This is a genomic window from Paenibacillus phytohabitans (assembly GCF_013141775.1).
GTDB classification, from domain to species: domain Bacteria; phylum Bacillota; class Bacilli; order Paenibacillales; family Paenibacillaceae; genus Paenibacillus_AQ; species Paenibacillus_AQ phytohabitans.
Window position 1 is genome coordinate 1 of record NZ_WHOB01000003.1, and the last position, 15122, is coordinate 15122.

At 52.3% G+C, this 15122-nt stretch carries 8 protein-coding genes; 2 read left to right on the top strand and 6 right to left on the bottom strand.

The features are described from left to right. Nucleotides 1-73: 73 nt before the first annotated feature. From GC101_RS00015 to GC101_RS00030, 4 genes are all read right to left on the bottom strand, one after another. The gene (locus GC101_RS00015; protein ID WP_171715620.1) at nt 74-2170 is read right to left on the bottom strand and encodes a glycoside hydrolase family 36 protein; all 2097 of its coding nucleotides are present in this window, start codon (nt 2168-2170) and stop codon (nt 74-76) included. 392 nt (nt 2171-2562) lie between these two features. Continuing rightward, on the bottom strand, nt 2563-3888 hold the full coding sequence (locus tag GC101_RS00020; protein ID WP_171715621.1) for an ABC transporter substrate-binding protein: 1326 nt from the start codon (nt 3886-3888) through the stop codon (nt 2563-2565). A 123-nt stretch (nt 3889-4011) separates the two neighbouring features. Continuing rightward, complete coding sequence (locus GC101_RS00025; protein ID WP_171715622.1) at nt 4012-5667, bottom strand: response regulator; 1656 nt, start codon at nt 5665-5667, stop codon at nt 4012-4014. Further along, on the bottom strand, nt 5660-7525 hold the full coding sequence (locus tag GC101_RS00030) for a sensor histidine kinase (protein WP_171715623.1): 1866 nt from the start codon (nt 7523-7525) through the stop codon (nt 5660-5662). The genes GC101_RS00025 and GC101_RS00030 overlap by 8 nt, the downstream gene beginning before the upstream one ends. Before the next feature lie 215 nt (nt 7526-7740). Between GC101_RS00030 and GC101_RS00035 the strand changes: the two genes are divergently transcribed. Then, nucleotides 7741-8631 (top strand): carbohydrate ABC transporter permease, encoded by an 891-nt coding sequence (locus GC101_RS00035; protein ID WP_042135351.1) that lies wholly within the window; start codon nt 7741-7743, stop codon nt 8629-8631. Then, a complete protein-coding gene (locus GC101_RS00040) occupies nt 8631-9467 on the top strand; it encodes a carbohydrate ABC transporter permease (protein ID WP_042135350.1) in 837 nt (278 codons plus the stop codon). Before GC101_RS00035 ends, GC101_RS00040 begins: the two co-directional genes overlap by 1 nt. 1325 nt (nt 9468-10792) lie before the next feature. On the opposite strand, the gene GC101_RS00045 is transcribed toward GC101_RS00040, so the two are convergent. Both GC101_RS00045 and GC101_RS00050 read right to left on the bottom strand, forming a co-directional pair. Next, complete coding sequence (locus GC101_RS00045; protein ID WP_171715624.1) at nt 10793-13156, bottom strand: beta-galactosidase; 2364 nt, start codon at nt 13154-13156, stop codon at nt 10793-10795. 339 nt (nt 13157-13495) lie between these two features. Then, nucleotides 13496-15079 (bottom strand): ABC transporter substrate-binding protein, encoded by a 1584-nt coding sequence (locus GC101_RS00050; RefSeq protein ID WP_343049535.1) that lies wholly within the window; start codon nt 15077-15079, stop codon nt 13496-13498. Nucleotides 15080-15122 lie beyond the last annotated feature (43 nt).

The following is a 15122-nucleotide window of genomic DNA, read 5'->3' on the forward strand; positions in this document are numbered from 1 at the left end:
AAAAATACCCCCTCATATAGCTGGAGTACTATCCTCCAGCCCTTGAGGGGGCGTTTCTTATTGAGGGTTAATCCTAAGACCGAAGCTCGAAGAGCCTCGCAGTCTTGCCCGGCGGCAGTGAGACGCTCAGGCTGCCTTCCGCCGGGTTCCAGCTCCATTCGGAGCCATGCGCCTGCGGATAGGCGCAGCGGGCCTCTGCGGCCTGTCCCTTCAGCTCAGGGACGGGCAGCGTAATCCCGGCTGCATCTCCGGCAATCCGCCATACGGCAATATAGCGGATATCTCCGTGGCGCAGACCGAAGCTGACCCACTCTCCGCTGCTGTCCGGCAGACCGAGCGGCCAGAAGGCGAACGCCTGCGGGATATGGGCGCGGATGGATTTGTAATAATCCAGCGCCTCCTTCACCAGGGCCCTGCGCTGCGGTGCAAGCTCGGCCAGATGCCCGCTCTGGTGGACACGGAGCAGCAGCGCATTGACCATGTTGAAGATGACCTCTTCATCATCGCCTTCGCGCAGCGGATACGACCAGACGGCCGATTGCTCCGGCGTCAGCGCTGCCGGGGAGCCTGCGGCAATAGCCGCATACTGCATATAATCCTCCTGGTCGCTGGTCGACTGGATGCTGTGGCGGCTGAGCATAGCATAGTCCATCCGCATGCCGCCGCTGGAGCAGTTCTCGATCACCAGCTGCGGGTAACGGACGAAGATACTGTCCAGCCAGGCCAGATAGGCCCGGTTATGCCGCAGGAGACCATCCCCGAAGCTGTCCGCATCCGTCTCTGTGCCGATCCCTGCGTTGATGTTGTAATCCATCTTGATATAACCGACGCCGTATTCTTCCACCAGCCGGGCAATGACGCCATCGGCATGCTCTATAACCTTCGGGCTGCGGTAATCCAGCTGATACCGGCTGCGGTCCTTCACCCGCTTGCCGTGGCGCATGAAGAACCAGCTGTCATCAGTCTCAGCCAGCTTCGGACTGTTGATGCCCATAACCTCCAGCTCCAGCCAAAGTCCGGGAATCATCCCTTTGCTGCGGATATAGTCCAGCACATATTTGATGCCTTCCGGGAATCGCTCGGTCGACGGCTCCCACTGGCCCACGCCGTCCCACCATTCACCCGGGGCATACCAGCCGGCGTCGATACAGAAGTATTCACAGCCGACATCGGCGGCGGCATCAATCAGCGGCAGCAGCTTCTCCGTCGTCGGACTTCCCCACAGACAGTTCATGTAGTCGTTAAAAATAATCCGCAGCAGCTCATTGTCCTCATTCGGTCTGCGGATGATCCGCCGGTATGCGGTCAGCTGCTCTGCCGCGTTCTGGAAGCCGCCCTGCACAGCGCCTGCGGCAACCGGCACGGAGGTGAACTCTTCGCCAGGGGCCAGCTTCAGCCACCAGTGATTGTCATGCTCCGTAGGCCCGCTGACCAGCAGCGTGAGCTGGTCGTACTGGTCCGTCAGCTCCCAGTGCCAGGAGCCGTTGTGCTCAATCTGCCAGAACAGGCTTGTCCCGCTCTCCTTGTTCTGCAGTACCGCCATCGGCAGCAGCTCAGCCGCCGACCAGGAGCCGGTATTGCTGGCGGCAATCCGCTTCGAGCCGCGGTCGGCCAGATGGGACATGCCCAGCTCCGGCAGGCTGTAGCTCTTCCACTGCAGCTCACTCTGCCAGCCGCTGTGAGCAAGGCTTACTTCGATTTTCTCATTGCGGTCCTTGCTGCCCTCTTTGTCCACTCCTGTGAGTGCAAAGGAGGAAATATACTCGACCGCAGCATCCGCATCCCCTTCATTGCGCAGTACTGTCCAGGAGCGCACAATCTGCACGCCTGTATAGAACTGATAATGCTGTACCGCCTTCACTTCTGTCAGCGGATCAACGAGTGTAATCTCCAGCTTGCGTCCCAGCGGATTTACCGTATCGCTGTGCCCGCCATACACCATACGCAGCCCCGGATACGATGCACGATGCGTCCGCCCGTGATACTCCGCCCGGTCTTCCCCGGACAGCTGAAGCTCCAGCAGCCGGAAGCCTACCTTGCTCTTCTCCTCAATCCTTCCCGCTTCAAGCGGCGCCGCCCCGAAATGCAGTAGCCGCACATCCTGTTCTTCCGTTATTTCAATTGTAAGATAAAGTCCGTTCTCGGCAATATCGATCAGCTTGCTGCTCATGTGTAATTTGGCCTCCTGACAAATGTTGTTGTCTTTGATCTCTTTTGTCTCTTTAGTCTCTTTAGTCTCTTTGGTATCTCTGCCTCCCTTGATTATGAGGCCTTCTCTTATATTCGTAACTCCTGATTTCTTGCGCTGCTCGCATAAGTGGCGCAGTAACGGAGGTGAAGTTTGGGTTGGAGGAGCGTCAGCGTCCGCCTTTAGGTTTGGATTTCTACTGCGAACAGCAGTTTAAATCAGGAAATCCAAACATAACAGCGGCCGGAAGCCCGAACATTCACCGCAGTTACGTCCAGCCACTTGCCGCCCACCGCTCTGAAATCGGTGTTGCATATAAAGAAGGCCCCCTCAGTAATAATTCTACTTCGGAGGCCCTCCCGGTACTAAAGCTTTTATTGAGCGGACCCGAATTGAATCCAGGCCTTTTGAATTTCATCAATCGCTTGATCCTTAGTCTTGCTGCCGCCGATATAAGCCTGCATCAATTCACCGAATTTCTGGTGGAACGTATCCAGTGAGTAGTTCACCGACAGGTCGCCGGATTTCTCGGTTTTGAGGATTTCTTCCATTTCCTTAGGCATTTGCAGGTCAGGCATCGGTGCATCCTTGATTGGAGGAATAACCTTAGCTACTGTGGAGAACCAGCTCTTACCGTATTCGGAAGTGTACAGCCAGTTGAAGAATTCAATTGTTTCAGCTGCTACAGCAGAATCCTTGTTGATGCGCAGCGCCTGGTCGGCACCGGTGATGATCTGGGACTGCTCAGCTTTGTCGCTGACAGGGTAGCCGGCGATGCCGAGATCAAAGTCAGGGGTGATTTTCTTAATCGCTTCTTCATCCCATGCGCCTTTACCGGTCATGAATGCTGTTTTGCCAAGGGCAAAGTCACTGACTTCAGCATTGCTGTCGCGTTCCAGCGGCTTGTCCGTTCCGTGTTTTACAGTTGTATCAATGAAAGTGAAGAAGTTGTCCTTCAGCACCGGATGATCTGCGAAGGTCGTTTTGCCGGCGATGAAATCAGCTACGAGTGTCTTAGCGTCAGTACCTGCATCAGTTGCTGCAGCGTCAACGAAGTGTTGGAAGATATGCTTCCATACCCACCACTCTTTGTAGGCGTTGGCGAATGGCGTGATGCCCTTAGCTTCGAGCTTGGTGATGGCGTCATCCATTTCAGCGGTAGTCTTAGGAACTTCAGTGATGCCGGCATCTGCCAGCAGTTTTTTGTTGTACATCAGGACGAACAGATTGCCTTTGACCGGAAGTCCCAGTACTTTGCCGTCTGTGGAGCTCATGTTGGAGCGGACAGCATCTGTCATCGCTGCTGCCAGCGGTTCATTGGTGAGGTCGGCACTGTATTCAGCGAAAGTATCGATATCGCCGCCAGCGGTAGTCTGGAACACGTCAGGCGTGCTGCCTGCGGCAATTTTGGATTTTAACACCGTATTGTAGTCAGCCTGCATAATTTCCAGATTGATCGTTACATTTGGCTTAACCTTCTTGTATTCAGCGATATAGGCGTTGAAAGCGTCTGTGTACTCGGGAGATGCGGTAAACATATTAATCGTGACGGGCTTGGAAGAATCTGTAGCTGTATTCTCTGCTCCATTTGTCCCAGCCGTGTTGTTAGCGGCATTATTGTTGTTGTTCCCGCCGCAACCGGCCAGCAGTCCGCCGACGAGCAGCAGACTCGCAGATAGTGCCATAAATCGTTTTAACATGATGTTGCCCCCTTTTCCTTATGCATCTTGTGGTCTTGCTCATCATTCTAAATAAAAAGAAAAAGGATAAGAATGTACATAAGTGAACTTATGAGGGTAAAAAAGTGTGTTCATGTAACCGTTTCACTTTTCTACCCCAGGCAGCTGCAGCCGGAATTCAGAAGGTGAACAATCATAGTAATTGCGGAACGCCTTGCTGAAATAGTTCTTATCCTTGTACCCCAGCATTTCGGAAATATCCTGAATTTTGAGGCCGGGATCGGACAGCAGTGCTTTGGCTTTGTCCATTCTCACCTTTTGCACATACTCATGAATGCCGTATCCGTACTGCCCCTTGAACAGCTTCATCAAGTATTCTCTGCTCAGGAAATATTTATCCGTGAACATCGATATCTTAATATCCTCAAAATAATGGTTATCAATGTATGCTTTAATATTTTCCAGCACACTGCTGCGGTCTCCGGATAATGTCCGGCTGATCTCTCCGGCATAAACGTCGAATATCTGGTTAAGTACACGCTCAAACTGTTCAAAGGAGGCAAAATCGCTGCGGATGCCCAGGGCATTCAGCCCCTTATCCTTGCTGCTGCGGATCTGCGGCGGCACTGCATCCAGCTGTGCAGCAATCTCATTGAGCAGAATAATGAATTCCTGCAGTGTTCTGTCCGCTTCACCAAGTGTGAAATGCTCCGCACTCTTCCATTTGGAGACAAACTCGCTGAAAATGTTGCGCGCATGGTTCACGTTCCCGCTCTCCAGGCTGCTGCGGATCTGCGGCATCCGCCCGGTCAGTGAGGGATTGTCCCTGGACGCCGGCTTCTCCATCATGCTGCCGCCGCTCTGCAGGATCATGCTGTCCTTCATGCTTAGCAGGTCAATCCGGTCCAGTGCCTCTTTGGCCTGCTCATAAGAACCGGCAATACTCAGGAGATCGCTGTAGGGATCACCTATTCCGCCGGCACAGACGATGCCGAACAGCTCCTTCAGCGTAGCTGCGGCCTTCTTCATATGATGCAGAGACAGAAAGGCGGCGTCCGCCCCGTATCCGCCTTTCATCGTAAAGATAGCGATAAACTCCCGCTCCCCCTTGGGACTGGCAAAGCTGAACGACTCAAACTGTCCGTCACTGTTCTCATTCATTACATTAGTTACGGCAAAATGCAGCAGATCCCGGTCCTCATGGAATCTTTCTTTACGCACCTGCTCCAGATTAAGCATCCGCAGAATACCTACAGCGAAATGGCTGGCCACCCCGTCCGCACCGATCAGCGGCAGAAAGGCTTCATTGGACTGGGTTTTGAAGCTCCGGTCTATAATGGACAAATACATCTTCTCCTTCAGCTTCGGCAAAGACATATTCAGTGTAATATTGCGGTTGATGAACTCGCTCTCCCGCTTCCGCTTCGCTTCTAGTATGTCCACCGCCTTGCGCAGTGCATGGTTAAGATCGGTCCGGTTGACCGGCTTCAAAAGATAATCCACCACCTTGGAGCGGATCGCCTGGCGCGTATATTCAAAATCATTGTAGCCGCTGATCACAATCAGCAGCAGATCCGGGAACTCCTCCTCGGCGATCTGCAGCAGCTGGGCGCCGCTCAGCTCCGGCATTTTCATATCCACCAGCACCAGATCGAATTTCTCCCGGCGCAGCATCTCCAGCCCCGCCTGGCCGTTAGTCGCCTCCAGAACCTGATCAACGCCTAACCCCTTCCAGTCCCCCAGAATATTGATCGCTTCGCGCAAAGGCTCCTCATCATCAATAATCAGCACTTTATACATGTTGTCCTACTCCTCCCCGCGGCAGCCGCATATCCATTTGTGTCCCGTGTTCACTGCTGTGAATGGCCAAACCCGCCTCTTCTCCATATAAGAGCTTGAGCCGGGTGTTAAGGTTCTTCAGGCCAATGCTCTCATTGCCGTCCTCTTCCTCCGCCTCCGAATCGCGGTCCTCCCACTGGATCTGCAGAGAGCTCATTACCTGCTCCAGCCGCTCCTCATTGATTCCCGGCCCGTCATCCCGTACAGAAATTACGCTGTGGGTAGCGGTAACATGTGCCTCAATACGGATGGTAACCGTAGTGGATACCTTTTCCAGCGCATGCTTGATGCAGTTCTCCACCAGCGTCTGAATCGACAGCTTGGGAATCCTCAGCTCCATCAGGCTTTCATCCCAGTCGTACACGACCTGCATCCGGCTGCCGAACCGCGCCTTCTGCAGCGCCAGATAACGCTCAATATGCCGCAGCTCTTCCCGTGCCTGCACAACATCCCGCCCGCTGATGCAGTATCTCAGCGTCATGGCCAGATTGTCGACCATCTCGACGATATCATCATTGTTGTTCTTGAGCGCCTTGGTGGAGATGGCCTGCAGCGCATTATACAGGAAATGAGGATTAATCTCGGCCTCCAGCGCTTTGAGGACCGCGTTTTTTTCCACGATTTTCATTTTATAGCGTTCATTAATCAGTTCATTGGTCTTCTCGACCATCTTATTGAAGTGGCGTGACAGATAAGCGATCTCATCCTTACCCTCCACCGTTGCCTCGGCATCGAAGCTCCCTGTACTGAAGCGCTTCATCTGCAGCGACAGATTCTTCAGCGGGTGCGTAATTCTATTCGAAGTGACGCTGACCAGCACCACGGACAATACCAGGAACAGCAGGCCGATGAATACATTCAGCTTACGGGTCGTTGTCGCCGCGGCATAGATTTCTGTATACGGAATCGGCTTGACGAGCTTCCAGCCTTCTTTTTGACTGATGTCGTAGATCACCAGGTACTTCTGTTCTTCATCCGACCACGTCACACGCCCGTTCTTCTCCGGTGTCAATTGGTCCAGCAGCCCCGCCTCTCTGCTCCCCTGATAGAATTCCTTATCGTCCACTGTAAAAGGCTCATTATCCGGGCTGATATACATCAGATGCTGGCCGGTGCTGAACGGAATATCCTTCATAATCTCATCGGTCACCGACGAGTTAAGGTATAGGGACAGTACGGCCTGCGGCTCCCTCGACACAATGGAACGCAGCAGCCGGTGATAGCCCATGAAGACCTTGTCCTTGTTAACGGGATAATCCACACTGCTCTCCGCAGCCGGGGCTTCTTCCACAAAAGACTGATAGGAGCGGTTGAACGGACTCGCCAGTGCCCGCTTATACCAGGACAGATTGTCGATCGGCGGATGTTCGGTCACCCGGACGGTAATATTATAGTTCTCCTTGGTGACATAATAATACTTGTGCTCCTTGATCACGTACAGGTATACCGCCTCCAGGTCATTGCGGGAGAAATACAGATTCTTCAGATAATCCTCCACATACATCTTGGAGCCGTAGTCCTCTGATTCATGCAGGATGGCATAGGCGAACTCATCATATGAGATCTGTGGCAGGGACAATTGTTCTATTCCGCTCAGGTAACTCTCCAGATTGCGTCCGACCAGCAGCAGATTGTTGCTCGTGCTCGCAATGCTGTTGTTCACCGATTCCTTGCGCAGCATTCCATAGGAGATGTACGTCAATGAGCTTACCACCAGAATGATGATTATAGTGAACAAAAGAATCAGTTTGTTGGCCAGCCTGCGGGAAATGCGCTCCAGTAAAGGCTCAAACAGCTTGTACAGCGTTCGTCTAATCATGTTCTCCGTCTCCCCGCTGGTGTATCAGGCCTCAGTCCCAGACTCATTTTTGTCATCCGGACTCAGTTCACCTTTTTACCCCTAACTGTACTCTTAAATCCATTTTTGAGTATAGGGGTCTGATCTATAATACACAATATAGACTAACCGGAATGGTTATGTGTGGCAAGCCAGGCACAATACTCCCACCCTATAACTCAAGAAGAGGTGCATCCATGTTAAAAACACTCGGCAAAAGATGGCGCGAGAAATTCGAATTCGGAATCTTCACACTCCCGGTTCTGATCTGTATCGCAGTTGCATTCTACATTCCCTTTGCCATGACCATCCGTTATTCGATGACGAAGTGGAACGGGATTTCCAAGCATCCCAAATTCGTCGGACTGGATAACTTCAAACAGATCTTCTCGGGGGATACGAACTTCTCCGATGCGGCCTGGTTCACGATTAAATATGCAATCCTTTACATTGTGATCGTCAACGTGCTGGCGATTCTGCTGGCCGTGCTGCTGGACATGAAGCTGAAGAGCACCTCCTGGCTGAGAGCGGCATTCTTTATCCCTTATATCCTCAGTCTTGTGATTGTCGGCTTCATCTGGAAATTCATCTTCATGCAGGGCTTCAACTCACTCGGTGAGAGCACCGGCTGGGCCATCTTCGACTTAAGCTGGCTCGGGACACCGGGACTGGCGTTCATCTCCATCTTAGGTGTATCTATCTGGCAGTCGATCGGTTTCTATCTGGTCATCTACATCGCCGGTCTGCAGTCTGTGCCGGAAGATCTTAAGGAAGCTGCTACCGTAGACGGCGCAGGTCCGATGAGAAGATTCTTCAGCATTACGCTGCCGCTGCTTGCCCCATCGATTACGATATCCGTCTTCATGGCGCTGACCAACTCGATCAAGGTATTCGACGTCATTCTGTCGCTGACAGGCGGCGGCCCTGGCGGAACCACCTACAGCATCGCTTATGATATTTACCGGGATACGTTCCAGAACAATCTGTACGGCTACGGTACGGCGAAAGCTCTTATCCTGTTCCTGGCAGTACTTGTCGTGACGATCATCCAGCTGACAGTCTTCAAACGGAGAGAGGTTGAGGCATAATGAAAACAAACAACAACAAGGCAGGCAAGATCATACTGGAAGTTGTTTTGGTCATATTGTCTCTGCTGTTCCTGTATCCGCTGTTCCTGACGATTATTAACTCCCTGAAAAGCTTCAGCGAGGTCATGACCGACGTTATCGCGCTGCCGAAGCACCTGACCTTCAGCAACTATTCCTACGTCTGGAAATTCATCAACTATCCGCGGCTGTTCCTGAACAACTTCGTGATTACCGGCGTCGGCCTGCTCGGCATCGTCTTCATCTCCTCCATCGCCGCCTATAAGCTGGCACGGACCAAAACCAGATGGAGCGGTGTGATCTACTTCCTGTGCATTATGCCGATGCTGATCCCCTTCCAGTCGATCATGCTGACTGTGCTGCAGACGGCCAAGAACCTGCATCTGTCCGAGAGCACCTGGGGACTGGGCCTCTTGTACTGGGGCTTCGGCGCTCCGCTGGCCGTATTCATCTACCACGGCTTCGTGAAGGGAATCCCGACGGAGATCGATGAAAGTGCGACCATTGACGGCGCATCCGGCTTCCGCCTGTTCTTCAGCGTCATCTTCCCGCTGCTGAAATCGGTAACCACCACCATCGTCATCATCGACGTGATGTGGATCTGGAATGACTTCCTGCTCCCGCTGCTGATGGTTAACGGCTCGCCGGATACGAAGACATTGACACTGGCCGCTTACACCTTCGTCGGTCAATATACCTCGGACTGGCAGTATGCCATGACCGCCATGGTAATGGCCGTATTGCCATCGATCGTTGTCTTCATCTTCCTGCAAAAGTACATCGTCAAAGGCGTAGTTGCCGGAGCTGTTAAGGGCTGATCCCTGACCCTGCTCCTCACCCCGCGCCGCAAATAAGGCACGGCTAAGCGGATTTCGCTTGGCCGTGCCTTTTGCTGTTGTGCAGGATCTACGTTTGTGTTGTGAGGATGCTGTGTGAACGGACCGTTGTCCCCATCGTAGTGGTGAAAAGCCGGAGACCGCTGCTGCTTCCGAAGTGAGCTTTCCTGCGGAAAGCTTTCAGACGGCCGCTGTTTAAGCTGGAAACCATCTACAAACCTCAAACAAAAAAGTCACCCTGACGGGTGAAACTAGCTGAACTTATGCGGCTTATGGAGCCTCTGCAGCTTATGTAAATTTAAGGGCACTAGTGCCCTTCATTTGCTTCTTTGGCTCTCATTCGGGGAATTCAAGGGCACTAATGCCCCCCATTTGCTCCTTTGGCTCTCATTCGGGGAATTCAAGGGCACTAGTGCTCCTCATTTGCTTCTTTGGCCCGTATTCAGGGAAATTAGAGGGATTTATCCCTTTGATTTCCCCATTCCGCCTACTTTCGGCGGAATTAGAGGGATTTATCCCTTCGATTTCCCCATTCCGCCCACTTTCGGCGGAAATAGAGGGATTTATCCCTTTGATTTCCCCATCCTGCCGACTTCTGTGCCTGAGCAAGCACACACTCGTCCTTCCAACGGAGCTGCTCCAAATTCCAAAGAAACTTATCCACGACAGACGAAGATCATAATTCCCTATACAGAATAAAAGCCCGCCCGCCGGCAAGGCGTAACGGACTTTATTCTAGTCGTTCAGATGACTTTACTTTATTTCGCCAATAATGGCCTCTTTTTCTCGTTGCGGCTCAGATGCACTCATCTTGCTGTTTCGGGTCCGAAACGGCGGGAATCAGGAGCTTAACGGCTCTCTGTCCGCATGGGCGGATAATGCAGCTTTTCGAGTATAATAACGTCCCTACAGTCCGCACGACCTCCGCCACTCCCACCCTTTCAAGCACTCCCAACGTTTGCCTTCTAAGTAAGGACGTATAAAAGAATGGTGTGCCCCATCGTTGCTTCCCAATAGAAGCCATAGTTCGTATGTTACTTATAAATCTTTTACCGCCGTCCACATACTTCGTCCACTCCAGACAATCAGCCGGATATTCCTGCTACTTTACATGCCTTTGCTAATCCACCTCATATACAGTCTACAACCAACCGCTTTTCTACTCTCTACTCCTCTACCGTCCTTACTCGTCCCAGTATTCTCTCTCTGTTGCATAACACTACACCGTTCACTTCTCTGTCCAGCTCTTATCCACATTTTCTCTATATCGTATATCGGTCTTGACCTTACTCCTTACCATCCGCCGACTACTGCAGCTTCATCGCAACCCGGTACACCGGTGTAGCCGTAACACTGTGGAACACAGCAATGGCTTCGCCCTCGAATACCTTCTCCACCGCCATAGCGGCATCAGCAGCCAAGGTTACAGCACCTGTGCGGCGCGGTGTGGTTTCCAGGATGATCTCGCCTCTGCGGAGGACATCGCGGAACCGGGACAAGCCGATTTCCCAAGGCAGGCCGTTGTAAAAATGATCATGGAATAATTGCCCGCCAGCAAAGGCATAGCCCACATTCCCCGTATAATCAATGCTCAGCAGCACTTCCCCGGTTCCTTGAAGAACATCCTCCGGCAGCCCGAGCGCAAGCTTATGGTCATGAAGCCGCCGCGTGGTAAGCGCGACCTCCTTCAGAGGAACCTGCACATCATAGATCCGGAACCAGCCTTCCGTCCGTCCGCTGATAGCCGCTTCAGCCTGCAGCGTGCTCCACTGCGCGGCTGGCACCACTGCTCCACCGGCATATTCACGGAACGTGAAGGCATTCTGCCCGCTGCTAAGGAATTCAATGCCCTCGGGGGTCTGAACAAGCGGAACCTCCGAGAACACAATCCGGCTCTGACCGCCGTCCTCCAGCTCCCACAGCTTTGCAGCATCCTTGGCACTCATCGCGTAAATCCGTACTTCTCTGGCTCCGTCACGCTTGATTACGATCATAGACGACACCTGATGCGGAATGAGTACGTTGTAGCTGCTCCCGCTTCCTTCAATCGTTCCGGCATCTGTTGATACACTAAGAATACCGTCCTGCGCATCCAGCAGGAACTCACCATCCACACCCTCCGGCATCGCGAAGAAATAAGTGACGGCTTCAGCAGATTCCACAGAGGTGACCGGCTGGGCTGTTGCATACTTAAGATTCAGCCCATCCAGAGCGAAGTTGAACGGCAGCAGGAATGAAGCCTTGGGCTTGACGGTCAACGAACTCCGCTGCGGGAAGCTGATCATCTCCTCCCCAAGCTTAACTTCAAATACAACCTCCTCATGCCCATCCATCTCAACATGATCCTGATAATTATTGACGAATAAGAACCCGGACCTGCCATCCGTACGGACAGCATAACGCAGCGTATGCGCATCATCAGGAGTAACCGCCTCTGCACCTTCCGGAAGCACGGTTGCCATAGGAGCAAGCCGGTCTGCGAATTGGCGTAGGAAATAATGCAGCGGGCGCAGCAAGCCGTTAGATTCACGGATCTGTCCGAACTCGCCAATCGGTGCCTGAAAATCGTACATCAGCTTAGGCGTTGTGCTCTCGTTCAGGTAACCTGTTCTGCCCACCGGATTCGTGCCGCCATGGAACATATAATAACCGATGAAGTTGCAGCCGCCGGCAAGCTTCATCAGGGTCATGGCCAGTACACTTTCCGGTTCTACCTGGAACCGGGACAGATACCAGGTCTGCATGCCGCCGCCCATCTCGCAGCAGGCAAACGGATATTTTGTCCGGGGATACGGCGGATTGAACTCCCCCCCCGGCGCCTGATCATCATGGAAATTTACAAATACATATTCAGGTGTCGGTGTCTGGGTTTGACCCGGGTCACTGATGCTCCACGGGGTATAGGCATATCCGCCATACAGCGGCAGGACTTCATCTTCCAGGAACGGCGCCTCGCCCCAGCCGGTGCTGGTATAGATCGGCGCAATCAGGCCGGAATCCACCGCATACTCCTTGAGCAGGCGCATATGTGCTGCACCTTCCTCGCCGCCTAATCCACCGCTAAGATATTCGTCCCCCTGCTTCGCCGTCTGTTCCCAGAGCGCAGCGGCTGCATTGAATTCATTCTCCAGCTGAATGCCGATTACCGGCCCGCCATCCTTGTACATCAGCGCATCAGCCTCCCGGCCAATCTCTGTAAACAATCGTCTTACATAACTCAGGTACCCTTCATCATTGGAGCGGACATCGAATTCCCGCCCGAACAGCCAGTCCGGGAGTCCCCCGTTACGGACCTCGCCATGACAGAACGGACCGACACGCAGGATAACATAGAGCCCGTTATCGTGGCACAGCTCCACAAACTTCCGGAGATTGCGGTTGCCGCTCCATTCGAATTCCCCTTCTATTTCTTCATGATGATTCCAGAAGATATAGGTGGCGATCACATTGATTCCTGACATCTTCATCTGCCGGAGTTCCGTCTCCCAGTCCGCTTCCGGATATCGCGAATAGTGGAACTCCCCGCAGATAGCGAAATAAGGCTTGCCGTTCAGCTCCATGTAGTAATTGGTGAAGCTGATCTGGTCACCCTCCGGGTTGCTTCCCCCGAGTCGCAGGGTCGACGGATAGATTTCCTTCGGGGCAATATGGGCTTGTATCGTATGCTTCATGTGATCGGCTCCTCTGCAATTAGCTTATTTTCTTCGTTAATGTCTATAAAAAAACCACCCCAAAGCTATGCTCTGGAGTGGCCCGGAAGCCGTTACATTAGCTTCACCTGTATTCAGCTATATAGTATGAACTATGGATATTCCCAATGTAGATGCCAGTCGTACTGCGGTGAATATTTGGACTTTCGGCCGCTGTTGTCCCCAGATTTCTTGATTTGAACCGCTCTCCGCAGTAGAAATCCGGTGACAAAGGCGATCGCTAACGCTCCTACAGTTCCAAAATCCCCCTCCGTACTTCCATCTGTTATTGTCTTTCCTAGTTCATTCTATATAGTGCTATTATTTCTGCGCTGCCAGGAAAGCGTCAATCTGGCTCTGCAGCTCTGTCTGCACCTTATCAATACCAGCGGATTTCAGCTGTTTGATCAGATCTGCCTGACCTTTATCCAGATCATCAATCAAGCCGTATTCCAGCGGAATGGCATAACGCAGCATCACGTTGCCGATGTTGGCTACTTCGTTCTTCACCGGTGTGGAGTCGAAGACGAAGGTTTCAAGCGGGAAGTGATAGATGCTGGACTGCCAGCTGTTGAACATGTTGTCTGCTTCTACCGGATACGCCGAATCTTGACGGTTCAGCGGGGAGTTCCAGCCCCAGTTCGAGAAGCCCGTGTAGTTAGCAGCTGCGGGTCCTGCACTGTATTTCTTGTCGCCATCAGGAATATAGTTGGTTCCGGCAATGCCGTACATCGTCAAGTCATGAATTTCCTTGTCATTCTGCAGCAGGTCGATCAGCATCAGGGAACGTTCTACGTTCTTGGAAGTAGCATGGATCGCCATACCGTTCTGAGTCGAAATTGCTGCAATTTTCTTCTTGCCCGGTGTAAGGTCGGCAATCGCCAGCTCCACATCCGGTTTGTCACGACGCATTTCAGATACGTTCGCTGCTACAGTACCCAGGTTCTGAGCGTAGGAGGAAACTTTCTCAGCTTTGATATCCTGCCATACGTCATTTTTGTTGCTGACTACGTTTTTGGACCATACGCCGTTGTCTGCAAGATCCTTGTAGTAGGTAAGCAGTTCTCTGAATTCAGGTGTGTCATAGATGTTGAAAATTTTGCCGGTTGCATCATCCAGCTTGTAAGCCAGCGGCAGCAGGTTAGCATCTACAAGGTTCCAGTCATTGTTCTGCTCCAGCGTAGCCTGGTCAAGCTCATGCCATTTCCAGCCGTCGGCAGGTTTGGCACCGTATGCAGTAATTCCAGTTTCTTCTTTGGCAACCGTTTTCAAGTAAGTGGCATAGGATTCAAGGCTGTTGATTTCAGGAAGATTGTATTTCTTGCGCAGATCCTCACGGTACAGAACCACTTTATCGGTAACCTCAACGTTGTTGTTCGGAACCATGAAGAGCTTGCCGTCCACTTTAGCTTGCTCCCAGTTCACTTTAGGCATCGCTTCCCAAGTCTGCGGCATGTAAGTCGACAGCAGATCATCCGTCAGCTCCAGGAAACCGCCTTTGAGCGCCTGATCGTTATAGAGTGCCCAGTTGGCAGTGTACACAAGGTCAAAATCTTCATTAGCCGCAAATTTCAGCGGGTACTTCTGTGTCCAATCCGACCAGTCGAGGAATTCAGTTTCGACGGTGGCATTGATTTTTTCTTTCAATTTCGTGTTCAGCTCTCCGAACACCTTGTCATAGTCCCCCGGCTGGCCGCCGATCAGCAGCATCTTCAGCTTCACTTCTTTGGAAGTGTCCGGAGCGCCGGGATTCGCAGCTGTCCCTTCTGTAGCCGTTGCCGGAGCCTTCGTAGCCTCCGCACCTGTATTGGCGTTGTTATTGCCGCCGCATGCACTGAGAATGGTACCCAGTGCCATCATTGTTGCCAGCGTAACTGTAAGTTTCTTTGTCTTATTTTTCATCATGACCGATGTTCCCCCTAATTCAAAATAGTATTGGGTTTATATT